Below are 25,376 nucleotides of genomic sequence, written 5' to 3'. Positions count from 1 at the left end.
TGCTATCTTTTATATAAAATTAGCCGAACCAGTCGCAAAATTAAGAAGATTAAAACCCCGAAAAGTAATCCGCTGCCAATCACAACCAAAAGCAGGGGTGTTTTTCCGGCTTTTTCCAATTGAACCGGTTTGGGCCTTTTTAAGCGCACCGCCAGCGATTCGACGAAAACCTGACTGGGTTCAACCGGCTTGAACAAGCTCGCCAGATTGCTCTCTAGACCGTCCAAAACCATGGGTGATTGCATTGTACTGCTCATTCCTCTTCGTTTTCTTCGGGGTATGCCACAATTCCGATGGTTCCCGGCCCAAGGTGTGCTGCAACTGGAATGGATAACTCGGTAACCACAATTTCCCGCACATTTGGGAAAATTTTTCTCAATCGTTCCACCATGGTCTGGGCTGCTTCGGGCGCGGCAGCGTGAACGACCGCCAGAGACGCCATTTTATCTCCCACTCGTTGCTGCACTTGTTCAACGATTCGATCCAGCGCCCGATGACGGCTGCGCACCTTTTCGGACATATTCAACAGTCCGTCCCGAAGGACAATAATCGGATTGATTCGAAGCAGGGAAGATAAAGCTGTCTGCAATTTATTAATCCGCCCGCTCAGATAGGCAAATTCCAGGTTTTCCAGGGTAAAGATCACCGTTAAGCGATCGCGCATTTTTTCAAGCCGCCGCATGATTTGGGGAACATCCCATCCTTTTTGGCTGAGCAGGCGGGCCTCCCGGCACATGAATCCCAGCGCGGCAGAGCCAGCCCCCGAATCAAACGGGTACACCTTTATTTCATCGGCAATTTCATCGGCAGCCTGTTTTACAGCCGCAAATGTGCCGGATAACTTGCTTGCCAGATGGATCGAAAGAACCTCTTCTCCCTTTTGGGCAATGGAGCGATAAAACTCCATGATCTGATAGGGAGAGGGTAAAGACGTCTTGGGGGGAAACCTTTTTTCCCTCACCAGTTGATAAAAATTTTTTGAAGTGACATCTCGATATTGAAGATAGGTTTGCTCCCCCAACACGATGGATAAAGGGATGATCTTGATGTCGTATTTTTCTTCCCATCCTTCTGGCATATCTGCCGAACCATCGGTTACGATCTTAATCATTCTTCTCTCTCCTTACTTGACAAGTCCAATTCATCGCGGAGGGCGATTAACGTGCGATGATACAAACTTTTGATAGCTCCTTCACTCCTTCCCATAATTTGGGCAATTTCTTCATTCGATAAGCGTTCAACGAACTTGAGAATAATCAGCGTCTGACGATCTTCCGGTAATTTTTGTAATACCTTTACCAAATGCTCGATCTCTTGCCCCTTCACCAGCTCACTTTCAGGATGTTCGCCACCGTGCCGAATGGTGTAGGCATGATCTTCAAGTGGCACCTCTTTACGCCGTTTATTATCACGATGCCAGTTCGCCACCAGATTGTGCGCGATGCGGTATAACCATGCCGAAAAAGGCAATCCGCGGTTACGGTAATTGTGGATGTGATTCATGGCACGAAAAAAAACTTTTTCGGTCAAATCTTCCGCATCATGCACACTACCGGTTCGGTAGTAGATGTAGTTGTAGATACGCTTGACGTATCGTTGGTAAAGTACACTGAAGGCTTCCTGGTCGCCTTCCGATGCTCGGCTGATGACTTCGGCGTCACTTAATTCTTCCACGATGTCATCCCTGCCTGAATTTTCAATGCATTAAATAAACCCCAAAACCCGATTGAGGTTACACCAATAAAAATAAACCTCAATCTCCAATTTCGTCTTCCTGTCAACATTTTCTTAATGCTTAATTCCATTATACAAAAATTTTGGTGTTCGTATCTATCGAGCTTCTCGGGCACGCTGAACCGCGGCGTAGGCATCAATGATCCCATACCCAATTCCCTGTGCTGGGCGGATGTTGCTTTCCACGCATTCTGGCAAGACACCCCGATAGGTTTGGGCAGTGTCAAATATGATCTGACGGGTTTCGTCAATCCTTCCTATAAGATTTGGGTTTGCAGACCACATCAAGGCAACCACACCTGCAACGTGCGGGCCGGCCATCGAAGTCCCGCTTGCCAGTTCATAAGTGCCATTTGGAAAGGATGAGTAAACTTCTTCTCCGGGCGCTAAAATCTCCGCTTTCAACCGCTGGCTCCCATCCACAGTGACCGGGCCAATGCTGCTGAAACCGGCCAGGTCTCCATTGCGATTCACCGCTCCAACGGTCAGCACTTCCTCATAAATGGCCGGCGGTGCATCCACGCTGCCACACCTGGAATAACCGGAATTTCCAGCCGATACAACCACAAAAACTCCTGCCGCCTTGAGCGCACGCACAGCCGGTAAAAAAACCGCGGGGTCGCAGCCTTCCACTTCCGGACAGCCCCATGAATTATTGATAACATGAGCCCCTATTTCCGGTCTGCCATCCCGGAATGGATCACCTCCTTGTGGGTAGGGGGCCAACAAAAATTGCCAGCAATCCAGGTACACAGCGGGATTGCCCAAATTACGTCCAAGATTGACACATCCGATCCACTCAGCATCCGGCGCGACCCCCACCTCTTTTCCAAGAATACTCCCCAAGGTGTGAGTACCATGCCCGCTGGTATCCTGCGGGAAAGGACTGCCAAACCAGACATCCAGCCAGTTGTAATTGTGATCACCGTTCTTGCCGCGGTATTGATCATGCAATTGAGGATGTTCCCAATCCGCTCCTGAGTCGGCCAATCCAATCACAATGCCCGCTCCGCGCACCCCCCATTCATTCCATACTTCCGGCGCGCGAATCATCGCCAGATTCCAATCCCGATTGGGTTCGAACTCATCAATACTACCTTCTACTGCCGGAAGCGTTTCAGACAATGGACGTAAGTGGGGACTGGGCAGCACTCGTTCGACTTCCGGCCGGGTGGTAAGCCAGAGTTTGACCAAAGGTCCCCCATTGACCTCTATTGCATTCACCAGATAGTACGAACGATAGCCGATCCTCAAGCGATTCAACTGGCGTTGCATATCAGCCTGAGTTGTTTCGGCATTCCTTACCAGAGATTGATAGACAAAATTCCGCCGTTCAGCAACATCATGGGGGAGCATTTGCTCATCAAAGGTGACCTGCTGGCGAAATATCACAAACAACCGCTCCCCATAAAACCCCGCCTGCCCGGCAATCAGATACACCGTCAGACCTGCCACCCAGACCAGTCCGGCCGGAAGGTACAACCAGCGGCTGATCGCAGTTTCTTGTAATCTCTTGAGAAAAATTAATCCCAATCCCACTCCTATTAGAAGCACGAGACAATGAACGAACATCATTCTCAAGGCATATTCCATTAATTCCCCCGGGCTTGAGCTGATCACCAGCATTAACTCATCTCCGTCCACAAACACCAATGGGAGAATTGCAGCAGAACCAATCCATAAACCAAGCGCCTTGTGACGTAAAGCGCTCCGCGAATTTTTCAAAAAACTGCCAATCACAACTGCGCCAATCGCACTCAGCATCAATGGCGGCGTCAGGCTGAGCTGAAATCCTACCAACGGTAAACTACTGCTGATTATTAAACCGACCGCCACCATGAAGACGATTCTTAACACTGGTGAAGGGAATTGCTCCGCGGGGTGAGCCGAGCGCGATTGTTCAATGAACAAATCCAGCAGCAACGCCATAAACCAGCCCAGCAATCCCCCAACCCCAATGCCCAACAAAACATCCAATAGTGAACCGAATGCCCCCCAAAGGGCATAAGGCATCCACGCTAATCCAAAAACAAGCCAGATCATTCCAAAAACAAACGAATCATGCGATTTGCCTGGCACCTTATCCGATGGATGATGGGATAATAACCTCGAACAAATCCAGATGCCAATCCCCAGCGAGCCGATCACAATCAGCGTTGCGGATTGAAAATCTGTCAGAAACAACCATCGGGCAGGCAGCATTAAGAGCCCGACAGCAACGGAAATACCCGCAACCCGAAAAAAACCGCGAAAAACACCCGGCAACCAGATCAACACCGTTAAAGGTAGCCCAACCGCAATTAGGTATCCTAATCCCACCCAGCCGCGCACATCGGGAAGCCCCATTGAACCTTCGAACAGCAGATTTTCTATCAGCCACATCCCTGCCTGGGCAATCAAGCTAACCAACCCAAGCCAGATGAGATAGAAAATAAAGAGGGCAGTCTTCAGACAACCCCCATTTTGAGCCCGATCCGAAAACGCGATTGGCTCTTGCGTGAGTGATTCAGGCGGATTCGCCATATTCAATTTAATCTCCTAAATCAATCACAAACTGTCCGTTCCTGTAGAGCAATTGCCCATCCACCCAAATTTCGCCGCCGTCGCGCAAGTCACAAATCATATCCCAGTGAACAGCCGATTGATTTTGCCCACCGGTTTCGGGATAACTGGCGCCCAATGCCATGTGGAAACTTCCCCCAATTTTTTCATCGAACAGAATATTGCGGGTGAAGCGGGTGATTCCTTCATTGGTGCCAATCGCAAACTCACCCACAAACCGTGCGCCTTCATCTGTATCAAGGGTTTTATGTAAAAATTCTTCGTTCTTTTCAGCCGTCGCTTTAACCACTTTTCCCTTTTCAAACCACAGTCGCACACCGCTCACTTCCCGACCGCTGTAAATTGCCGGATAAGAAAAATAAACCCGACCCTCTACACTGTCCTCGACAGGTCCGGTGAAAACTTCGCCATCCGGCACATTCTCATGACAATCACAGTTGATAAACCGCCTGCCGTTGATTTTCAAACGCAAGTCAGTTTCCTTGCCGATCACCCTGACTTCCTCTTTACCGTTCAGCCAATCCACAATTTTTTGTTGACGCGCAGAAAACTTCTTCCAATATCCGACCGGGTCACGAAGATCCGGCATCATGGCTTGATAAACAAAATCGGCGTACTCATCCAGACTCATTTCTGCGTCTTGAGCATGAGCATTGGTCGGGTATTGAGCCAGTGTCCAGCGGAATTCTTTGCGCGCCGCTCGCTCCAGATAGGTTTTAAAAATCGGCTGTTGTGCCTGAGAGGCTATCACCATCTTTTGTGGATCCACATTGGAGAGCGCCTTGGTATTTTCGTCTCCCAAAATATTGATCGAGCAATCGTACGTTTCAATGATCAACTTGCGGGGTGGATCAATAAATTTTAATTGATCTTCGTTGGCTGTTTTGTAGAAAATCTCGGCTGCTTGCGGGAATGTGGGTGTCAGGTAGGGAAACCCACCTGCCTGTAATACCTTTTTGTAAATCTCAAGTAATAACGGCTGAGCAACAACTCCGCCTCTGATCCAAACCTTATCACCGGCCTTGACTGCAACAGAATAATTGACCAGCATATCGGCCAGTTTTTCAATTCTTGGATCTATCATGGGGATTCACCTCAAAATGATATTTTTCAACCCTTCACTCGTATGATTTTACCACCATCCGGCTTGCCGAATTACCGGCAAAGGTATAAACTTATTGATGCAACATACCAAATTCAGAGGATTGTATGACCGTTATCGAATTTAATTGGGAAAGTGCTCATCAAATCACTTATTACGGAATTGAGTGGAAACCCGATCCCATTGCACGCGGTGTAGTCCTTTTAGTGCATGGGCTTGGTGAACACACCGGCAGATACCAACATGTTGCTCAAATCCTTAACCAAAATGGTTATGCTGTCATCGGCTCGGATCATGCCGGACATGGTCAAACCGGCGGCAAACGTGGTCATGTCGACTCCTACGAATGCTTCTTTGAAGAGCTGGATGCACTGATAAACCGAAGCAGAGAAAACTATCCGAATCTTCCCGTTTTTTTATATGGTCACTCACTCGGCGGGAGCATTGTCCTCGCCTATTTACTCAAACGTAAACCCGCCGTTACCGGAGCAATTGTGACCTCTCCCGGCATTAAACTTGCTTCGGATCCCGGCGTCATGCTTGTATTTGGAAAAATTCTCAACCGGCTCGTACCTTCCACCGCCTTGAACAACGGCTTGAAACTCGAAGGACTTTCCAGAGACCCGCAGGTCATTCAGGCTTACAAAAGCGATCCTCTTGTTCATCCATGGATTTCTGCACGTCTGGCAATCCAGCTCATTGAAAACGGGGAATGGATTCGGGAGAACGGAGAGAAAATCTCCGTGCCTGTCCTTTTACTGCATGGCAATTCCGATGCATTAACCTCAGTGGAAGGCTCACGCGAACTGGCAGAAAAAAATCCACAATTTATCACCTATGTTGAATGGGAAGGGGGGTACCATGAATTACACAATGAACCGGACAAAGACCGAGTATTTGAGGTTATTCTAAACTGGTTAGAAAAACAGATCACCGCAACCTCTCACTAATCGGTTACAACTTTCACCCCAGTTCAGGATAAATGGACTTGACCCGAATTTACCGGCGGGCTACAATAATCATGGACGCGGTGCACCGCTTGGGCACGGCTGCGCTGCAACTTAACAATCTATCCAATGGATTAAGAGGAGAGTTTCAATGGCTGATTACCTGATTCGTGGCGCGTTAAAGGACGTTGATCCTGCCGTTTATGACCTCATTCAGATTGAAACGGAGCGCCAGTTTCGCAAACTAATCCTCATTCCCAGTGAAAGCACCGCACCACTGGCAGTCCGCGAAGCCCTCGGCTCGGTTTTTCAAAACTTGTACGCTGAAGGTTACCCGGATGAAGAAACTCGCTGGATGAGCGAGGACGAGATTCTCGATTACACCGCCCGTCTTTCTCATTACCGACGCTATTCCGACCCGCGATACTACAAAGGCGTTGAATACGCCGACATCATCGAATCCCTTGCGCGCCGCCGATGCGCGGAAGTCTTTGCGACCCCCCGTGTATCTGCCGACCAATTGTACGTTAATGTTCAACCTCTTTCCGGCGCACCGGCTAACAATGCTGTTTATCATGCCCTGATCAACCCCGGCGATACCATACTTGGCATGAACCTTCTGCATGGTGGACACTTAACCCATGGTTCATCGGTCAACCGTTCGGGAAAACTTTACAACGTCATCCACTACAATGTCAATCCGCAAACCGAACAGATTGATTACGACGCCGTTGAGGCTCTTGCGCAGGAACATAAACCAAAATTGATCATCGCTGGCTATTCTTCTTACCCATGGGTGCCGGATTGGTCACGTTTTCGCGCCATTGCCGACTCCGTTGGAGCGGTTTTACTGGCTGATGTTTCCCACATCGCCGGCTTAATTGCCGGTGGAGCAATTCCTTCTCCAGTTGGAATCGCTCAGGTGGTGACCTTCACAACCCACAAGACCTTGATGGGCCCACGCAGCGCCGTGATCCTGACCCACGACAGCGGCATTGCTCGCAAAATTGACCGGGCAGTCTTCCCCGGCGAGCAAGGCGGGCCGCATATGCATGCCATTGCCGCTCTTGCCACCGCCCTAAAAATTGCCAGAACCGATACCTTCCGAGAATTACAGCACCAGATTGTCAAAAACTGTCTGGCGCTCACCCAAAGATTGATGGAACGCGGCTTACGCATCCCTTATGGGGGAAGCGATACCCATCTGGGCAATGTGGACTGTAAGACCATCGTTGGCAAAGATGGCACCCCACTTTCGGGTGATTTGGCTGCCCGAATCCTGGATATTGCCGGTATTGTCTTGAACCGCAACACCATTCCGGGTGATAAAACCGCCCTGAATGCCTCCGGCATTCGCTACGGTACACCCTGGGTGACCCAGCGCGGCATGAAAGAAGCCGAGATGGTTAAAATCGCCGATATTATGGCGGATGTCTTGCTGGCCATCCAACCCTATTCCCTTGAAACACGCAAAGGGGATGCCATCCGTGCCAAGATCAGTTTTGATGTTTTGGAAGACGCCAAGATCCGAGTCCGTACTTTAGCAGAGAATGCCGGCATTGATCAGGAAACCTCCCGCCACGGTTACCCCCATTTCTTCTTCATGGATGATCAGGCTCAAAGCAAAAATGGCTGGACGGCCTATGACCTGAAAGGGCGTGGGATCCGCACCTTTGTCAATTATGTTTTTACTGCTGATAGTGAAGATTTGAAGCCGGGTGAGTCCCAATCCACATCCCTGATCACACCATCGGCAGAAGTACCAGGCATCCTGACGTGCGTGGGTGTTGAACACTTTCGTCTCAGTCTACCGGTGGAAAAAGCCGGGCTGGTTGCTGCCTGGCTACGTGATCTTTCAGATGGCTACGTCAAATTCGATGACGATTTACTCCGCCGCACCCCGGGTCCAATCTATGTGACCGAATCTACCGATAATGCCGTAACCTCGGCAGGGAAATCTGGTGAGAGCCACCGAAAACCTTATTACATTGGAATTAAACCCGAAACTCAGGGTGAACCATTGCCCGTTTTCCAGTGGGAGGAGAAGGAACCCGATCAACTCCGCCGAACCCCCTTGTACGAAATCCACAAGCAATTAGGGGCGAAGCTGATACCATTTGCCGGATGGGAGATGCCGGTCTGGTACACCTCAGTGGTGGAGGAACATCTGGCAACCCGTCAGGCAGCCGGATTATTCGATGTGGCACACATGGGCGTTTATCAGGCCGAAGGCCCGGATGCGGGCGTATTTCTGGATTGTGTTTGTGGCAACGACATCTCCGCTCTTGAAGTCGGCGAATCTTGTTACACTCACTTCCTGGATCCCAACGCCAACGTAATTGATGACCTGCTGGTGTACCGCCGCTCCGCCCAAAAATACCTGATTGTGGTCAATGCCGCCAATGATGATAAAGACTGGGCATGGCTCAACGCAGTCCGCAATGGAGAGGTCATGGTAGATCGTCAGCGCCCGTGGGCGCGCGCTTTTGGACGAAACGTGATCCTCCGCAACCTGCGCGACCCTAACGAGGGCAAGGACATGCGTGTGGATATAGCTTTGCAAGGACCCAAGTCGCGGGATATTTTGCTGTCCCTCGGGACGGATACCGAAACCCGCCGGCGCATCATGGCTCTCAAGCGCACCGAATTGTGTGAAGCCGTTATCGGCGGCATTGATCTGGTCGTCTCCCGCACCGGCTACACCGGCGAAAAAATGGCGTTTGAGTTATTCGTCCATCCCGATCAGGCTGCTCAGCTTTGGCAGGCCCTGCTGGATGCAGGTAAACCGATGGGCTTGAAACCCTGTGGGTTGGGCGCACGTGACTCGTTGCGTACGGAAGCCGGCCTGCCTCTCTATGGACATGAAATGGGCGGCCAGTTGAATCTGGGTGTTGCGGAAGCCGGTTTTGGCAGTTATGTCAAGACCTACAAGCCGTGGTTCATCGGACGAGAGGCATATTTAGAGCGCGAGAAGTCTCGCAATAGTGTAGTCGTTCGATTCCGCTTTACCGAAAAGGGCGTCCGAATGGCTCATCTCGGAGACCCGGTCATTGACCGAAAAGGACGCACCATTGGCGTGGTTACCAGTTGCGCGATTGATTCAGAGGGTTTTCTCACCGGGCAGGCGCTGGTGGAAACCAAATCCTCAGAGGAGGGAACTCCCTTGTGGATTTATCAATCGGCACCTGCCACTGCCGGCAAACCCCCTGCCGAATTAAAAACCGGAGATCGGGTGTTGCTTCCCAGCGCGGCTGTTATTATCAGCCGCTTTCCAAAATAGTGTGGTTCACAAGGTGTACCGGTAAATCCAGTACACCTTGTGATTTTATAAAAGAAATCCAGCCCAAAAGCCTCTACCCTATTCCACCATAAACAAGGAGAGTGAAAATATGCAGACCCTTTGGGACCACCGCTACGCCCAGCGAATGCAACGAATCAAGGCTTCCGCCATCCGCGAGTTGCTCAAATTAACCGAACAACCGGACGTCATTTCGTTTGCTGGGGGTCTTCCCGCCCCTGAGGTGTTTCCCATTGAAGAATTCAAAGAAGCCTGTATTCGAGTTCTCAACGAGCAGGGAGATTTTGCCCTTCAGTATGGTTCGACTGAGGGCTACCTCCCCCTTCGGGAGATGATTGCCCGTCATACCAGCCGTTATGGTATCCAGATTTCAGCCGAGAATGTGATGATCACCTCTGGCTCTCAACAGGCATTAGACCTGATCGGGAAGGTGTTCATCAACCGCGGAGATCGAATTTTGGTCGAATCACCCACCTATCTCGGTGCGTTACAGGCATGGAATACTTATGGAGCGGAGTATGTCACCGTCCGAACCGACGACGATGGCATGGTCACCGAAGATATAGAAGGCGCATTGAGAGCCGGGCCGAAATTCATTTATGTGCTACCCAACTTCCAGAATCCGATGGGAGTTACCATATCCCTCGAAAGGCGCGAACAGCTGGTGGAGATGGCGGATCGCTATGGGGTACCGATTGTCGAAGATGATCCTTACGGTCAACTGCGCTTTGAGGGAAAACACCTGCCTGCCGTTGAGGTAATTGATGCCCGAACCCGCGTTCAGAATGGCCATTATACCGGCAATGTGATCTACCTGAGCACATTTTCCAAAATCCTTGCTCCCGGCATCCGTTTGGCATGGATCATCGCCCCGCCTGAGGTTATCCGAAAACTGGTGCTGGCCAAACAGGGCACCGATTTGCACACAGCCACCTTTAATCAGGTCGTTGCCTATGAGGTCGGCCGGCATGGATTTCTGGATCAACATGTTAAGAAGATCTGTCAGGTTTACAAAGAACGACGGGATGTCATGTTGGAAGCCCTCGAAGAACACATGCCAGAGGGAGTCACCTGGACCCATCCGCAAGGCGGTTTGTTCCTCTGGCTGCGCCTGCCAGAACAGTGCGATGCAACCGAGCTCTTCCCTGCCGCCGTGAAGAATAAAGTGGCTTACGTTCCCGGTGAAAGTTTCCATCCCAATGGCGGTGGCAAAAATACCATGCGCCTGAATTTCTCTTATCCAACTCCCGAAAAAATCAATGAGGGAATTGCTCGTTTAGGTAAAATGCTCAAAGAAGAAATTTGCGCCAATCAAAAAATTTTTCAGGGCGCTTAACCCGACAAAGAACCCTGAATCCGAATCAATAACGAGCCGTTGACCGGCTCGTTTTTGATTCGAGCGAAATCAACCCCGTCTTTATACCGGTTTACGCCAGATTTTGAACTCTCGTAAAATTGAACCCCCGACGAATTCCCTCAAAATAGAATTATCCGGGATCAAGTCCATATTGAGTGGTAAAAACCATTCGATGAAAGCCAACAACCGCTTGGCCTCAATATATTCCGGCGTGCCATAAGGAACCTGGCGCAATAACGGTTCTGCCAACGGCTTTAGCGCAGAAAGTTCGTAAACCAAGGCAGAATTAAATATCTCATCGGCATTTTCCTGATAGGGGAAAATGTAGTTCTTTTCACCCCGCCGCACGGATTCCCAGCGTCCTATGGTTTCCTGAGCCGAATAGCCCCGCTCGCGGGCATCTCTCACGATCCTTCGCAATAAGCGTGTATCGGTTGTGGAAATGCGATTGTGACGATCCAGGTTTAATTGGGTCAAACAGGACACATAAATCCGAAAAGTTCGTTCTGTCGGTAAATTGGGCAACAGGCGCGGATTCAAGCCATGGATGCCCTCCAAAATCACCAATTGATCCTTCTCCAGCCGGACAACTTCTCCCGGAAAACTTTTTCCCTCTCTGAAATCAAAACGAGGTAATTGAACTTCCTCTCCTTGAATTAACCTCGTTAAGTCATGTTCCAGTCGGCGAATGTCCAGCGCCTCCAGCGCTTCAAAATCATAATCTCCATTTTCATCCCTTGGAGTGAATTCTCGATCCACAAAATAATTGTCCATCTCCAGCGCAAAGGGAGATAAACCATATGCCAATAATTGAACTGAAAGTCGTTTTGCAAAGGTGGTTTTACCGGAAGATGACGGGCCGGCAATCAGAATGATACGGCTTTGATCAGCGCGCCGGACAATCTCGCGGGCAATTTCGGCAATTTTCTGTTCATGCAAAGCTTCCGAAACCAGAATAATCTCACGGATACGATTGGTGGAAATGGCATCGTTCAGGGCGCCAACGCTGTCAATGCCGAGATTAGCCAGCCACGCCCCGTACTGCTTGAAGGTCTTCAACAGAATCGAGAAATCCGGCAGGGGCAGTAGTTCCTTAGGAGCATGCCGACGTGGATATTGAAGGATAAAACCCTCATCCATAGCTCGCAGTCCAAACCAGCGCAAATAGCCCGTGGAAGGCACCATATAGCCGTGATGATAATCGCGGTGTGAGCCCAGTTGATATAAAACCAGCGTATCACGATGCCGGTATCTCAATAAACTGACCTTATCCTGATGCCCTTTGGATTCAAAATATTGAATGGCTTCTTTGAGCGGAACCGTCAAACGTTCAAATGGTAAATCTTGTTCAACCAATTCCCGCATTCGAGATTCCAAACGTTCTAATTCTCCCTCAGTGAGTGGGTCTCTTCCTCCCACCTGACAGTAATACCCGCCGGAAGTCACCGAATGATCAACGGTTAAAACCGCATCTGGGAAAATCTCCTCAAAAGCCGCCTCCAGCAGGAAGGTAAGTGAACGCCGGTAGATGCGCGCCCCGTCAGCGCTGGTCATTGTGAGTGGGGTAACTTTGGATTCGATGGTAATCGGGTAGGTCAACTCCCGCAATTCATGATTGACAATCGCTCCGACAATTAAAGGATTATCCCATTCAGGTAATGCTTTCAAAAAGTCACCTACCGGTGTGTTCCGTTTGCCCTGCAACACTCTGCCGTCCGGCAGGTGAACTTCCACCTCATCGCGCGGTTTAATGAATGTGATTTGATTTTTTCCTCGATCGCTCATCTTTACGTTTGCCTACAAAAGGTTGGGTTTTAAAGAGTAAAAATCAGTATACCACCTTGATTTACAACCGAAAAAAATTGGTTGTGGGGTTTCCTTGAATACCGCCTGCAAATCTGCAAGGGCTTTGACTGACCAAAGCCCTTGCAGAACCGCTAAACGATCCAAAAAACTTTACGGCCTGAGCAGCTCGACCTGTGCAAAGTCATCAGCGGTTAAAGTGCCGGGATCGGCCTGACTGGGCGAATAGGTACTGCTCAACATCACCTCCTGACTGGTCTGGCTGTCAGCCGGCCAGATCAGGTCAATGATGCGGGTATGATTGCGCCGCCCATCGCTGGGTGCCCCGCCAAACCGCCATTGGGCTGATTTTTGCTCAACATCCCGCACTCTCCACACCCCAGCGGAGGGGTATCCTTCCTGTCCCAGGACTGTAACGACGAATCCCCATGTGGAGGGATCCCCACTCCCCAGCGCGGCGCGCGGAACACGCACCGTCACCGTCCGCGCAGCAGGATCAACCAGGATCTTCATATTTATTTCGCTGGCCTGCACCGGTTCGAGAGTATCACTCTTCGGAATCAGCACCTGCGGCGTCCACCCCTCCAGCCAGAGAGCATATTCCCATCCATTGCCGCGAGATAGAGCCGCATTTCGGCCGGGCAACAACAAACGCGCACCCGTCCCATTGCCGGGGTCTTGATCAATGTAGATATCAACGGTTTGAATGGCCAGACCATTTGGAGAGCCCCACGGATTTGGAATCGGTCCGTAAAAACCGATCCGGAATATTAAATTGTTATCATCATAGGACACCCGGAAGGATTTAAGGTCAAATGCTTTATTCTGAAAGACCGCATCGGTGGGGTATGTGTAAGTGCCCGGGCCGTAATCATCCCCTTCTGGATCCTCCACCTCGAACAAGACCGTTGAAAGGCCCAAATCCGGAATGACAAATTGCGCAGGTCCTTTTTGGGGGAAAACGGACTGACTCGGACCAACCCCAATGAAAAAGCGGTATTCATCACCGGTTTCAAACTCACCCAGCAGAGTGAGTGGCAAAGAAATCTCCAGGATGCCTGCGCTCGAAGCGGCTTCTCCTATGGATTCACCCTCAACCCAGTTTTCCGCGCTTGCTTTGTAAAGGGTCAGATTCCCGCCGCCATCCCAGACCAAGGCATAACTGGCTGCCATACCAAGTAAACCGGGTGGTTCAGATAGGGTATACGGGTAACTGGATTTGGTGCGGCGATCCTGTAAATAAATGACCACCGGCGTTTCAAGAGTGCGAGCCATAGCCCCGCCGCTTGCCGCATCAACCCGAAGGTAAAGGTTATTGGCATCCATTGCATAAGCAAATCCTGCGATTACAGTATTTTCACCACCTGGGTAGTAGGCTGCCTTGTCCCACTCCTCTGCCCCAACAGCACCATCAATGACCGGTGAGGAAAGACCTTGTAGAGGAGTTTCGGCGCTCACCGGGCGTGCCTGAATGATCGGCACATCAACAAACGTCGGCACCGGCTCATCAAGGGTTTCAAATACTTTGCGTAACAGTTCACGAAAGCCGAGATCAAAATATTCATCCTGACCCGAGTCCTGGTCAGCCCCATACCACCAGAACCAATCCGAACCTTCGGCAAGCAGCATATAATCCAGGGCGGTTTCAACTTTTTCCACAGGTGCCTGACGAACTTTGGAAATGTCATATTTTGCCAGTACTTCTCGGGTTTGCCGCAGGTATTCCCATGCGGTATTCTCTTCCGCTTCGCCAATCCAGGTATCGTAATTCGGGCTGAACCACGCTCCTGGGAACAGGTCTTGGATCACCCGCTGGTCGGGGAATTTTTGAATGTATTCACTGGGAGTAATCGTCCGAATGGTTTTGCTTTCAGACAGCAGTTGGTAAAAAGTGCTGAGAAATTCAATGCCGTCATTATCGTAATACTCCCAGGCATTTTCTCCATCGAGAATAATTGAAACAACATGCGGCCCCTCGGCATTTTGCTCTTTCAACTTTGCACGGATATTCTCCAATCTCTGGATTAGATCCTTGGCTGCTGCCGTTCCTGAAACGCCCGAGTAAGTAAAGCCAATTTTGTCCGAGAGGACGCCATCGCGGAAGAAAACCGCCAGTTTATCACCAGCCTGATTGGTCACGTAATAGGGACGGTAGAGTTCATCCGGCTGATTGACGGTTTCTTTACTATCACGGGTGAAACCATCCAGCCCTAGCGATTTTGCGAGTACGGGTTCACCTGTTGCCATCCAAGAGTAACCGGCCCGCAAAACGAACGGCACCATGATTTGCGCCACTGCTCCCTCACCCGGCCAAAGTCCACGCGGCGGTTGGCCAAAATTGTCTTCATACAGGGCAACACTGCGCTGCAAGTGAGTCAAGGCATCTTGTGGATAAGAAAACTTTTGGGGCAAATCCGAACCGGGGTTGCCTTTTGCTTGCAAATTGGTATCAATCAGCAACGGTAAAATCGGATGAGCGTAAGGGGTGGTGGTGACTTCGATTTGTCCGGCTTCCTGCAATTGCCGGTGAAGAGGGATGATTTCCGCCATCACCCGCCGCACTTCTTGAAAGACAATCACCTTATCCTCTTCAGTAAAATTTTCCCCTTTCTCAACTAAATCCTTCAAGGGTGGTTGATTGAGGAACATCGGATCAAACCACACTAGATTCCACCAGATTTGCAGGTCGCGGAAATCCTGTTCCGTAAAGGTATTCAAAGCATTTTGAATTGCTTCTGGATCGGTTCCTCCGCGCTTTTGCAATAATTCTTTATAACGCGGGTAGCGACCGATCAACTTGTCCCAATTGGCATCAAAAAATCGCTGAAGAATAAAGCGTTTTTCATCCTCCGTTAACTGGTTTGCAGCTTTCTCGGTCATCACCCAGTAAAGGTCCTTTGCCCCGTTGTTGACGAAATCTTCCAGCTGGCGCAACAGGACAGGGGTGAGGTTAAAAGTGACATGCACATTCGGGTACTGCGAGACCAGATAGGCCATGTCATAATAATCTTTGGTAGCATGAACCCGAACCCACGGTCGAGTATATACTCCATTTTCATCCTTGTAGTAGAGCGGCTGGTGTTGATGCCACATCAGATTGAGGTAAAGCACATCTTCTGTTGCTTGCAATTCTGGTGTGGGAGTGGGTTCTTCAACCGCAGGAGTACCAACAATCACCGGCTGCGTTGGGGCAACCGGCGTAACGGGCTGAGTCTGACAAGCCGAAATTACCAGAACCAGCACCATAAAAATGAGCAGAATACGATGGTAAATTTTCATCTTCTCATCCTCCTTACATCAAGAATTATCGTTTTGCTAACGCAGGATCATAAATTTGCACGCCACTTAAAGCCGTACCAATCCACAGCCTGCCGAAGGGGTCGAACGCAAATGCCAGCGGTTCGCCTCCGTTGAAGCCGGAATTATTCTCGCGATAAATCGTCCACTGATCTACCCCATCGAACCGGCTGACCAACCCACCCGGTTCGGTCGGGAAACCATGACCGAGCCAGAACCCTTTTCCGGGTTGCTCGATCATATTATTAACCACACTGGTGGGCAATAAAGAGGTACCCAATCGGTAGAAAATCCAGTCCTTCTCATCCCACCGGGCTATCCCGCCGCCGATGGTGGCAATCCATACCCGATTTTGAGAATCGATCATCAGATGAGATACCCCTCCCCATCCTAAATCACGTGAAGAAAAATCCCAACTATCCATCGTAAGGGTGGAAAGTGCCAGTCGAGTGACTCCTTTTTGTGTTCCAAGCCAGAGATATTCTTCTCCCTGGAACATTTGATGCGCAAGGGAAAAAATGAAGGGGTCAGGCAACGCAAAAAAATTCTGGCTATACGAAATCAATTGTCTTCCGTCCCACTCAAAAAGTCCGTTCAGTGTCCCAATCCAAAGATGACCCTTCTCGTCCTCTACCAGGGAGCGCACCTTCACTTCTCTACCATACTTACCCGCATCCAGGATTTGTTCCCAATTTCCATCGCACAGGCAACTTAAACCACTTTCCGTCCCAAACCATAAATTTCCCTTGCGGTCTTCGTAAACCACCCGCACCCGATCATCCCCAATACCGGAGTTTTGACGGTTATACACCCGGCTATCCTCTCCCCATGGCGAACCCTCACTCACATGCCACAGGGCCGCCCCTTGATCTGTTGCAATCATCATGTCCCCGTTGGCTCGCAAATGCAAATTATAAATGGTGTTGGAAGGCAACGGAGCTGTTTGTGCCATCAAGTGCTGCCATCCGCCCCGCAATAAAGCCCGGTCATACTCATAAGTGACTTTACCAATCACGATGAACCCTGTGAAAGCAATGATCAACCACCAGAACACTTTGGGCGGTTTAGGCAGCATTTCTTCCAGATAGTCCCAATATTGCTCCTGCTCCATAATCCAGGTATAGGCCGACCTTAAAAACCCCGATCCACTCATACATAGCGCTGGAATGACAATCAAAGAATATTGCGGCCATTTGGTTGGGTAGACCAGTAAAATTACAAATTGGACAACAAACCACCCCGTCAGCCATGGTTCTTTTCGTCCGTAAAAATAAAGCCCGACTATCCCTGCCCAGAAAATAAACTCGTCCAGAGTGAGAAAAAAGAAGACCCGTGGATGCCATGGCAAAGCAGTGGCCACCCAGATTACTGGCTGCCACCACGGGTAGCCAGCCTGCAGTACATCTCCCCCTTGGGTATACTGGCGGTGAAAGTTGAAAATTTCAACCACCCGGCGCAATGGTTCATTCCAAAGATAGGGGTTGAGTGCAAAAAAGGTTCCCGCAGCAATTCCGCCCCAAAGGATCAATTCCTGCCAAGCAATCTTGCGGCGGAACTGGCCGATTAAAAATGCCAACGGGATGATCATCATAGCGTATGGATATTTTCCGGCAATCGCAGCGCCCATTGCTGCCGCTGAAAACCACAAAAGCAATGGATTTCCAGGTTTCGATTCCCTTTCAAAATACTGCCGGAATAACAAAACCGCCAGCAAAGAGGCGAACAGGGGAAAGGCTTCCAGGTAAACCTGACTGGTGTATTTAATGGTATAGGAATGAAATGTCAGCAGCAGTGCCGCCAAAGGATCAAAAAGCGCCAGGATCAAAACCTGCAAAACGCCGAAAAACGCACTAATAGAACGGTTAAAGTAAAATTCAAAATCCGGGTTGACACTTTCGCCCCTCAATAAAAATGGCAGGCTGTACATCAATTTAATAAGAGGCGGGTGTTCTCTATTCTGATCGTAGTTGATGATTCCATTCCAATCCCCCTGCCGGATCAACTGAGCGTACTCCCTGCCTGCTCGCATGTACACCGGTTCATCTGCGTCTAGCGGTAACTGCCAGACCGCCCAGGCATGGATCAGGCTGGACAACAAGACAATCACCGCAATCGTGTGCCGGCGTTTCCACCACTTGGGAAGGGCACGAAGAGGAAAGTTAAGCAATTTGGCTAACATAGGCAGCTGCTGCCACTAGAAGGGAGTCGTTTAACTCTCTGGAATCTGAATGAATTGATAAATCAAAACATCCCCGGCCGCGATTGTCTCCGGAAACTCAAAATCATCCAAAGATCCATTCTGCTCTACCGAAACGATCGCATCAATCAGTCGGCCTGCCAGCGGCTGCAAACGATATCTCCCGGGCTTCAATCCTTCTGGTGACCGAAGGGTCACCCCATTTTGCGGCTGGTCACCCAAATTTAATAGGATCAAAATCTGATCGTTCTGGCTGACTCGGGCATAGCTTAGAATAGAAGGCGAAGAACTGGACAGCGGAATAAACTGGCCGGTTTGCAACGCGTCTGATTGGTTTCGTATCCTCAACAGGTTAATGTAAAACCTGAGTAATGATTCGGGGTCTTCCAATTGCTTCTGGACATTTTTCTCGGGGTAATCCATTTTCGGAAATATCCATGGAGTAGTGCTGGTAAAGCCGGCCATCCTTTCCGATGACCAATGCATCGGCGTGCGGATATTACGATGATCACCCTGGCCGGTCAGCCCGATTTCCTCCCCATAATAAATAAATGGCACTCCTGGGCTGGTCAAATATACCGCTGCGGCAAGACGCGCCTTATCAATATCCTTCATCAGGACGGTCATCACTCGGTCTTGATCGTGATTGGTCAAAAAGACGCCCATGCTGCCGGTTGGGAATAAACGCGTTTCGAAGGTCAATGTATTACTCAAAGAAATCGCATCCCGATCATTGATATTACTCAAAATGGAACGTGCCAGATCAAAATTGAACACCATATCCATTTCGGAATTGCGAACATAACGGACTGCTTCAAAACTGTTCGCCCAGACCTCCCCCACAGTTATCGCCTGGGGCTTGAGCGATTTGTAATAAGCGTAGAAATTGGCCAGCCATTCATGGGTTAAAGCCGTGTTTTCCTGCTGGGTTTCTTCTTCAATCAGATGTTTGGCGGCATCCAGACGAAAGCCATCTACACCTACATCCTCCAGCCAGAAACGAACAATTTGGTAAATTTCCTCTTTTACTGCCGGATTTTTCAGATTCAGGTCGGGCATTTGATCCCAGAAAAGCGCGTAATAGTACTTTCCGTTAGACGCTCGATGCCAGACTACCTGTCCTTGCGGCCCGCTATATCCGGGGTTTTCATCCTGCCAGATATAGTAATCATAGAAAGGAGATTCAGATTCTAGCGCCTGTTTAAACCATGTGTGCTGGGTGGATGTATGGTTGATGACCAGATCAATGATGACTTTGATCCCGCGCTGGTGGGCAGCCTCGATCAACTCCCTAAAATCATCCATAGTGCCATAATCGGGATTGACATTGTAATAATCGGTCACATCATATCCATGATAGGACGGCGAAGGGTGAATGGGCATTAACCAAAGCGCAGTAACGCCTAAATCGGTAGCCGTTTCGGGATTTCCATCGTTCAAGTAATCCAGTTTTTGAATTAAGCCACGAAAATCACCGATCCCATCCCCATTCGAGTCGTAAAAACCGCGGACAAAAACCTGATAAAAAACCGCCGTTTTCCACCATTCTCCATTTTCCTGAACCACATCGGTAGGAGTGAGGGTAATGACTGGCTCATTGACCGTCTGGGCATTCAGCGGTTGTCCCCATTCGTCAACATCGGTAGGGGTGAGGGTAAGTACCGGCTCATTGACCTGCACCGCATTACCATTCGGCGAGGATTGAGGTGCTGTACACGCGCTGACCAGAGTCAGGATGATAAGAAGAAAGACAGGTTTGTTCAATCGCCTTGAAATCATCGGGTTTTGGACAAAATCACACCGCCTAGCGCTGGCAAGGCGAGGTGCGTGATTCGATCTTGAAGGACTCGCTCACAATTTTGGTCAGTTTGAACCTGAATGAACCACTGACCGGGAAGGGAATAATTTTGCGAGGTTGACGAAAGATTGATGACCACCGCCAAAGTTTCCTGCTCGTATTGCCGCTCCAGCACAACCAACCAATCGTTGCAATCCAGCACCTTGAACTTGCCTTTGCTGAAGGCCTGGAAATTTTTCCTTACCTCAATCAATTTTCGGTAATAGTTCAACAGTTGTGTATTCTGTTGTTTTCCCCACAGCATCGGCAGCCGCGATTCCTCCGGTACACCGCGCCCGTCCTGCCGCACATCTCGCTTCTGAGATAAGCCGACTTCTGTACCATAATAGATCACTGGCGGACCCGAAAGGCTGAATTGTAACAAAGCAGCCAATTTAAGACGGCGCTGGTCGTTGCCGGCCGCCCAGAGGAAGCGATTCATGTCGTGATTATCCAGAAAAGATGGCCGGGAAAAGTCTGCGGGGAAGTAAGCCTGATGCCTCTCTAAAAACGATGCCAGTTTATGACCATCCCAACGCCCAAATGCAAGCGACTGGCGCAACCCCTCTAACAGAATAAAATCCAGCGCCCCATCCAACTGACCGGTAAATGTCAATTGAACATCGGAGGGATCCACAATCTCCCCAAATGTCCAACAATCCGGCTTTACCTGCCGGGTCACCTTGCGAAAATCAGCCCAAAAATCAGCTGCCGGCCCAATGGCGTAATCTACACGAAACCCATCTACGCCAAATTCCAACCAGTAACGGGCGGCATTCAAAACATACTCTCGAGCGGGCGGATAGCGGAGATTCAATTGTGGAAGACTCTTGACCCCAAAAAAGGTTTCGTAGTCATCCGGGTAATGATGAAAGGTGAACCATTCGCGGTAGGGACTTTGCGGATCAGAAATTGCCGATTGAAAATAGGGATGCAGGTTTGAAACATGATTTGGAACAAAGTCCAGTAACACCCTGATTCCCCTGTGATGCGCTTCCGTTAGAAGATCGCGTAAATCATCTTTACTGCCAAGCCGCGCTTCTACCTCAAAAAAATCGGTGGCATCATACCCGTGATGGCTGGGACTTTGAAAGATAGGCGTCAGCCAAAGCGTGTTGACTCCTAAATCGGCCAGATAATCAAGATGATCGGTGATTCCCCTCAGCGTTCCGCCAAAAAAACCACCTGGGGTTTTCGGTTTCTTCCAGTTCTCGCCCTTAGCCGGAGAAAAGCGGTCCACAAAGACCTCATAGACAATGGCATCCCTGGTCCAGTCAGGCAAGGGGTCATCATCCACGTAGCAGGCAAACACCCGCCCATGATCCGACAACACTTCCCCTTTCCCGCTTACCTCTAAACCAAAACAATATCGCACCACAGTCCCCGCCGGAAATCTGGGCAATACCGCTTCGTAATAACTGATATATCCCCACAGGACATTATCCCATTCTGTGTGAGTAAAAAGGAGCGGAGCAGCAAATCCATTCAAGGCATGTCCAAAGTTACCTTGTGGATCACTGCCGTCGCTGGTCCAGTAAACCCAACCCCGCCGCACAGGGAATTCCGGGCCGGCTGAAAGCACCAGTTGAATTGCATGGGCCGGCAGTGGATCACGCGGAAACCTGCGAAATGCATGACTAATTCCCGCGCGGAGACCATATACCCGCTCCAGTCTTAGTTGTTCGGTTGCTAATGTACCAAAGATGAAATCGTCCACCAAATTCCCTGTTTTATTTCAGGATTAACCCTTTACACCACCAACCGTCAAGCCAGCTTCAAAGTATCGATTCAAAGCCAGATAAACCAGAACGGTGGGAATGACAACAATCACAGCACCGGCCGCAAATTGACCCCAAGGCACTGATACGCTGTTGGCCAGTGAGTACAAAGCCGGAACGGCTAATTTAACCGTATCCGGTGCAGGTACCAGTACGGATGAGAAAATGAAATCTCCCCAACCGGTCATAAAGGCGAGAATGGCAGTCACTGCGAGTGCCGGGCGTGCCAGCGGCAGGGCAATCAGGAAGAAGGCTTGCACCGGCGTGGTTCCATCAATCTGGGCAGCCTCCTCCAAATCAATTGGAATGGTATCGAAATATCCTTTGAGATTCCAGGTACAAAATACGAGAGTGGCCGAGGTAAAGGCTAAAATCAAACCCAAATGCTTGCCAAACAGCCCAATAGCGGTCAACACCTGAGCAATCGCCACCAGCGAGAGGATCCCCGGAAAAGTGGAAATCGCCAGCAGGAAAATCAGGAAAAACTCCCGTCCCTTGAAACGAAACCGCGACAAGGCAAACGCCGCTGAGGTACACACCACCAGGCTGGCAACTGTAGTAATACTGGCAACTTTGAAACTATTGGTAAGCCATGTCAGGTAAGGTCGCTCAAATAGCATGAACCGGTAGTTTTCAAAACTCCAATCAACCGGGAAGAACATACCCGGCAGGCTGAGGGTATACAGACGCCCACCTGAACGCCCCGAAGCCAGCAGAGCAAACCAAACCGGGTAAAGCGCAAAAATAACCGCAATGACCAGAAAGGTATATTGCAAAATTCGTACACCGACCGGAGTTTTCCTGATCATGACTCATATGCTCCTTTCGTAATGCGGGTAATTCTCAAGCTATACAGGGTAGCAAGGAAGAGCATGATAAAAATCAACACCGCAAAGGCAGTTGCACGCCCGTAATTTTGCAGCTGGTAAATCTGGCGATAGGCATATACCATCACAAATTCGGTTGCGCCAGGCGTATCGGCGCCCGCTAGCGGCCCGCCTGCTGTGATGGCATACGCTGTCCCAAACATTTGAAATGCGGTGATCGAGGTCAGCACGGTTGCCGGAAGCACCGCCGGACGAATCAATGGCAAAGTAATCCGCTGTAACTGAACCCACCAGTTAGCCCCATCTACTTCGGCTGCCTCATACAACTCAACCGGAATAGATTGTAGCGCACCAAGAATAGCCACCATGAAGAAAGGGTAAGAGAACCACAGGTCGGCCAGCACCACCACCCCAAACGCACTGACCGGGTTTTGCAGCCAGATCGGCCCCTGAATTCCTATTTGGGCTAGCAGCTGATTGATGGTACCCTGCTGGCGGAAGAAAAACTGCCACACCAGAGCCATTAATATTGCTACGGATGAAGCTCCCCACGGTACAAACAAAGCCACGCGGAAAAAAGTTTTGCCCTTTAAGCGGGTGTCGTTTAAAATCAATGCCAGGGCAAGACCAAACACAAAAGTCAACGGCACCCGAATGGCAACAAAGAGAATGGTTCGCAGCACCACCACAATGAACGGACCCGTGGACATCAATTGATTAAAGGCAGCCCGGATCGAAAGCACGTAAGCCAACCCAACCACCAGCAGGACGGCAATCAGCCACACCATCCCGCTGGAAATTGGCCTGTCAATTTCCCGGTCAAACCTCCGGTTGACATACACCGCTCCGACCAATGGTGCAAAGACCAGCAAAATCTTGCCGAGCGCCATCAAAGCATCGGCTGAAAACAATTTACCCAGCAGGGCTTGATAATTGGCAAATAATGGATCTGCCAGACGATACGGCGATCCAAGTCCCCCCTGAGCATTTTGTCGGAATTGAGGCCAGCAAAGAGGATCGAGGAGACCGGTCAAGAAAACTTCGCAATCTGGTTTTGGGCGAAATTTGTTCCGATTGGTGAACGAAATGTAAGTATTCAAAACAATGGGGTAAACATTGAATACCAGAATGCCCAACATGGTTGGAAACAGAAACAAAAAAATCGTCAGGCTCTTGCGTGTTCCCTTCCAGGTGACCATAGCGGACTCCTCTCTCCTGTTTTCATGAACGGGAAGGATAAGAAGAGGGAGAGCCCCATAATCAGGGCTCTCCCATTTTGGTTACCGATTTACTTCATTCCTTCAACGGCTTCCAAGATCGCAGCCTGGGCTTCTTTCAATGCAGTCTGCGGATCCTGAGCGCCGGTCCAGATAGCGGCAGATGCGCGGCCAACCGGACCCCATTGAGCAGAGGAGAACGGCGACGGCGACATCGGCACACCGATGGCTAGGGCTTTACCGTAACCAGCCACTGCCGGCAGCTGAGCAACTTCGGGATCGTCGATGGCCGCTTTTTGAGCCGGGATGGTCTTGTTAATCAGAGCCAGTTTCTTCTGAACCTCGGCGCTGGTGAAGTACTTCATCACATCCAGGGCCACCTCGGCTTTACCGCGGTCAACCGCATTCTTGCTCAGCATGAGAGTCTTGATACCCACAAAGGGTTTCCCCATCGCCACGATGGTGTAATCAATTCCAGCATCTTCGATGCCAGCAATTGCCCACGGGCCGGTCCACCACATGCCAACCTTGCCTTCCTGCAAAGCAGCATTGCAGATATCGTAGCTGTTTTCAGCCAGCGATACGGCTTTGAGTTTAACCAGCCATTCAGCCGCTTTCAAAGCTTCCGGAGTATCCATGTAGGCATTGCCGTCTTCATCTACATAAGCCGGCACACCAAAGCCAAAGTAAATTGGCGACATGTGATAGGCATCTTCCGCACCAAACCCCTGGTTGCAGATTAGCGGAATACCCTTATCGGCGTAGAACTTTTCAGCCTTTGCCAGAAGGTCATCCCAGGCAAACGGATCGGTGGGCAGGTATTCTTCGGTGACCAATGCTTTATTGGCAACCAGTGCAATACCTTCCATCGTTTCAGGCAACGCCCAGATCGTATCCATCCAGGTCACACCGTTGATGCCAGATTCGGTGTAAATGCTCTCAAGGAAAGCCTTGTCAATACCGAAATCGTTCAACGCAACGATGTTGCCCTGCAACGCCTGTTCACCGATTTTATCGTTTGCCCAACCGATAATGTCCGGACCTTCGCCAGCCGGGATCGCCACGTTCAGAGCATTGGCAACATCCTCAGGTTTAGAAAGGTCAATTTTGACATTCGGGTGAGAGGCTTCGTAATCCTTAAAAGCCTGGGTAATGGCTTCCAGATATTTACCGTCCCACTGATGCCAGATGGTAATGGTCACTTGCTCCGCAGTCGGAGGTGTAGTGGGTTCTGCCGGGGCAGACGTGGGTTCCGCCGGGGCAGTCGTCGGCTGTTCGGGAGCAGTCGTGGGAGCAGGGGTAGCCGCAGGTTGGCAGGCTGCCAGAACAAACGAGGCGATCAGCAACAAGCCGATCAAGGGCATAAATTTTTTCAACATCTCTTTCCTCCTAAAAAGTTTGGATTTACGAGTCCCTCCGC

The 25,376-nt window shown here is 50.1% G+C and carries 17 protein-coding genes; 4 read left to right on the top strand and 13 right to left on the bottom strand.

Annotated elements, in window-relative coordinates; all coding sequences use genetic code 11:
- Positions 1–2: 2 nt before the first annotated feature.
- From AC812_RS10405 to AC812_RS10385, 5 genes are all read right to left on the bottom strand, one after another.
- On the bottom strand, positions 3–257 hold the full coding sequence (locus tag AC812_RS10405; protein ID WP_114676097.1) for a hypothetical protein: 255 nt from the start codon (positions 255–257) through the stop codon (positions 3–5).
- Complete coding sequence (locus AC812_RS10400) at positions 254–1,111, bottom strand: DegV family protein (protein WP_061915852.1); 858 nt, start codon at positions 1,109–1,111, stop codon at positions 254–256. Before AC812_RS10400 ends, AC812_RS10405 begins: the two co-directional genes overlap by 4 nt.
- Positions 1,108–1,674 (bottom strand): RNA polymerase sigma factor, encoded by a 567-nt coding sequence (locus AC812_RS10395; protein WP_061915849.1) that lies wholly within the window; start codon positions 1,672–1,674, stop codon positions 1,108–1,110. Before AC812_RS10395 ends, AC812_RS10400 begins: the two co-directional genes overlap by 4 nt.
- 156 nt (positions 1,675–1,830) lie before the next feature.
- Positions 1,831–4,257, bottom strand: coding sequence for a S8 family serine peptidase (locus tag AC812_RS10390; protein WP_061915847.1), 2,427 nt, complete (start codon positions 4,255–4,257; stop codon positions 1,831–1,833).
- A gap of 7 nt (positions 4,258–4,264) precedes the next feature.
- Positions 4,265–5,380, bottom strand: a complete 1,116-nt coding sequence (locus AC812_RS10385) for an aminopeptidase (RefSeq protein ID WP_061915844.1) — start codon at positions 5,378–5,380, stop codon at positions 4,265–4,267.
- 125 nt (positions 5,381–5,505) lie between these two features.
- Here AC812_RS10385 and AC812_RS10380 point away from each other — a divergent pair, with 125 nt between their 5' ends.
- The 4 genes from AC812_RS10380 to AC812_RS10370 all read left to right on the top strand — a co-directional run bounded on the left by AC812_RS10380 (position 5,506) and on the right by AC812_RS10370 (position 10,979).
- A complete protein-coding gene (locus AC812_RS10380; RefSeq protein ID WP_061915841.1) occupies positions 5,506–6,348 on the top strand; it encodes an alpha/beta hydrolase in 843 nt (280 codons plus the stop codon).
- Between the two features lie 32 nt (positions 6,349–6,380).
- Positions 6,381–6,512: a hypothetical protein gene (locus AC812_RS18270; protein WP_272897781.1), complete on the top strand. Its 132-nt coding sequence runs from the start codon at positions 6,381–6,383 to the stop codon at positions 6,510–6,512.
- Positions 6,497–9,625 (top strand): glycine cleavage system aminomethyltransferase GcvT, encoded by a 3,129-nt coding sequence (gene gcvT, locus AC812_RS10375; RefSeq protein WP_061915838.1) that lies wholly within the window; start codon positions 6,497–6,499, stop codon positions 9,623–9,625. Before AC812_RS18270 ends, gcvT begins: the two co-directional genes overlap by 16 nt.
- 109 nt (positions 9,626–9,734) lie before the next feature.
- The gene (locus AC812_RS10370; protein ID WP_061915835.1) at positions 9,735–10,979 is read left to right on the top strand and encodes an aminotransferase-like domain-containing protein; all 1,245 of its coding nucleotides are present in this window, start codon (positions 9,735–9,737) and stop codon (positions 10,977–10,979) included.
- A gap of 81 nt (positions 10,980–11,060) precedes the next feature.
- Here AC812_RS10370 and AC812_RS10365 read toward each other — a convergent pair whose 3' ends face one another.
- The 8 genes from AC812_RS10365 to AC812_RS10330 all read right to left on the bottom strand — a co-directional run bounded on the left by AC812_RS10365 (position 11,061) and on the right by AC812_RS10330 (position 25,335).
- Positions 11,061–12,785: a nucleoside kinase gene (locus tag AC812_RS10365; protein WP_061915832.1), complete on the bottom strand. Its 1,725-nt coding sequence runs from the start codon at positions 12,783–12,785 to the stop codon at positions 11,061–11,063.
- 171 nt (positions 12,786–12,956) lie between these two features.
- Positions 12,957–16,082, bottom strand: coding sequence for a glucodextranase DOMON-like domain-containing protein (locus AC812_RS10360; RefSeq protein ID WP_061915829.1), 3,126 nt, complete (start codon positions 16,080–16,082; stop codon positions 12,957–12,959).
- A gap of 25 nt (positions 16,083–16,107) precedes the next feature.
- Positions 16,108–18,279 carry a two-component regulator propeller domain-containing protein gene (locus tag AC812_RS10355; protein ID WP_061915826.1) on the bottom strand — a complete coding sequence of 724 codons (2,172 nt, stop codon included), beginning with the start codon at positions 18,277–18,279 and terminating at the stop codon, positions 16,108–16,110.
- A gap of 30 nt (positions 18,280–18,309) precedes the next feature.
- Positions 18,310–20,061, bottom strand: coding sequence for an alpha-amylase family glycosyl hydrolase (locus AC812_RS10350; protein WP_169787295.1), 1,752 nt, complete (start codon positions 20,059–20,061; stop codon positions 18,310–18,312).
- Positions 20,062–20,072: 11 nt separating this feature from the next.
- Positions 20,073–21,851 carry a glycoside hydrolase family 13 protein gene (locus AC812_RS10345; RefSeq protein ID WP_169787294.1) on the bottom strand — a complete coding sequence of 593 codons (1,779 nt, stop codon included), beginning with the start codon at positions 21,849–21,851 and terminating at the stop codon, positions 20,073–20,075.
- A 24-nt stretch (positions 21,852–21,875) separates the two neighbouring features.
- Positions 21,876–22,721 carry a sugar ABC transporter permease gene (locus AC812_RS10340; RefSeq protein ID WP_061915817.1) on the bottom strand — a complete coding sequence of 282 codons (846 nt, stop codon included), beginning with the start codon at positions 22,719–22,721 and terminating at the stop codon, positions 21,876–21,878.
- The gene (locus AC812_RS10335; RefSeq protein WP_061915814.1) at positions 22,718–23,938 is read right to left on the bottom strand and encodes an ABC transporter permease subunit; all 1,221 of its coding nucleotides are present in this window, start codon (positions 23,936–23,938) and stop codon (positions 22,718–22,720) included. The genes AC812_RS10340 and AC812_RS10335 overlap by 4 nt, the downstream gene beginning before the upstream one ends.
- A gap of 89 nt (positions 23,939–24,027) precedes the next feature.
- A complete protein-coding gene (locus AC812_RS10330; RefSeq protein ID WP_061915811.1) occupies positions 24,028–25,335 on the bottom strand; it encodes an extracellular solute-binding protein in 1,308 nt (435 codons plus the stop codon).
- Positions 25,336–25,376: the final 41 nt, after the last annotated feature.

It is taken from the genome of Bellilinea caldifistulae (assembly GCF_001306055.1).
Classification (GTDB): domain Bacteria; phylum Chloroflexota; class Anaerolineae; order Anaerolineales; family Anaerolineaceae; genus Bellilinea; species Bellilinea caldifistulae.
The sequence above is the reverse complement of the archived record's forward strand: the minus strand, read 5'-3'. Positions and strand labels throughout refer to the sequence as shown.

Bases quoted from the DNA above. Each gene is read 5' to 3' on its own strand.
- AC812_RS10405 (WP_114676097.1), bottom strand. From the start codon at position 257: ATGAGCAGTACAATGCAATCACCCATGGTTTTGGACGGTCTAGAGAGC.
- AC812_RS10335 (WP_061915814.1), bottom strand. From the start codon at position 23,938: ATGGTCACCTGGAAGGGAACACGCAAGAGCCTGACGATTTTTTTGTTT.
- AC812_RS18270 (WP_272897781.1), top strand. From the start codon at position 6,381: ATGGACTTGACCCGAATTTACCGGCGGGCTACAATAATCATGGACGCG.
- AC812_RS10400 (WP_061915852.1), bottom strand. From the start codon at position 1,111: ATGATTAAGATCGTAACCGATGGTTCGGCAGATATGCCAGAAGGATGG.
- AC812_RS10360 (WP_061915829.1), bottom strand. From the start codon at position 16,082: ATGAAAATTTACCATCGTATTCTGCTCATTTTTATGGTGCTGGTTCTG.
- AC812_RS10385 (WP_061915844.1), bottom strand. From the start codon at position 5,380: ATGATAGATCCAAGAATTGAAAAACTGGCCGATATGCTGGTCAATTAT.
- AC812_RS10340 (WP_061915817.1), bottom strand. From the start codon at position 22,721: ATGATCAGGAAAACTCCGGTCGGTGTACGAATTTTGCAATATACCTTT.
- AC812_RS10330 (WP_061915811.1), bottom strand. From the start codon at position 25,335: ATGTTGAAAAAATTTATGCCCTTGATCGGCTTGTTGCTGATCGCCTCG.
- AC812_RS10370 (WP_061915835.1), top strand. From the start codon at position 9,735: ATGCAGACCCTTTGGGACCACCGCTACGCCCAGCGAATGCAACGAATC.
- AC812_RS10355 (WP_061915826.1), bottom strand. From the start codon at position 18,279: ATGTTAGCCAAATTGCTTAACTTTCCTCTTCGTGCCCTTCCCAAGTGG.
- AC812_RS10365 (WP_061915832.1), bottom strand. From the start codon at position 12,785: ATGAGCGATCGAGGAAAAAATCAAATCACATTCATTAAACCGCGCGAT.
- gcvT (WP_061915838.1), top strand. From the start codon at position 6,497: ATGGCTGATTACCTGATTCGTGGCGCGTTAAAGGACGTTGATCCTGCC.
- AC812_RS10390 (WP_061915847.1), bottom strand. From the start codon at position 4,257: ATGGCGAATCCGCCTGAATCACTCACGCAAGAGCCAATCGCGTTTTCG.
- AC812_RS10380 (WP_061915841.1), top strand. From the start codon at position 5,506: ATGACCGTTATCGAATTTAATTGGGAAAGTGCTCATCAAATCACTTAT.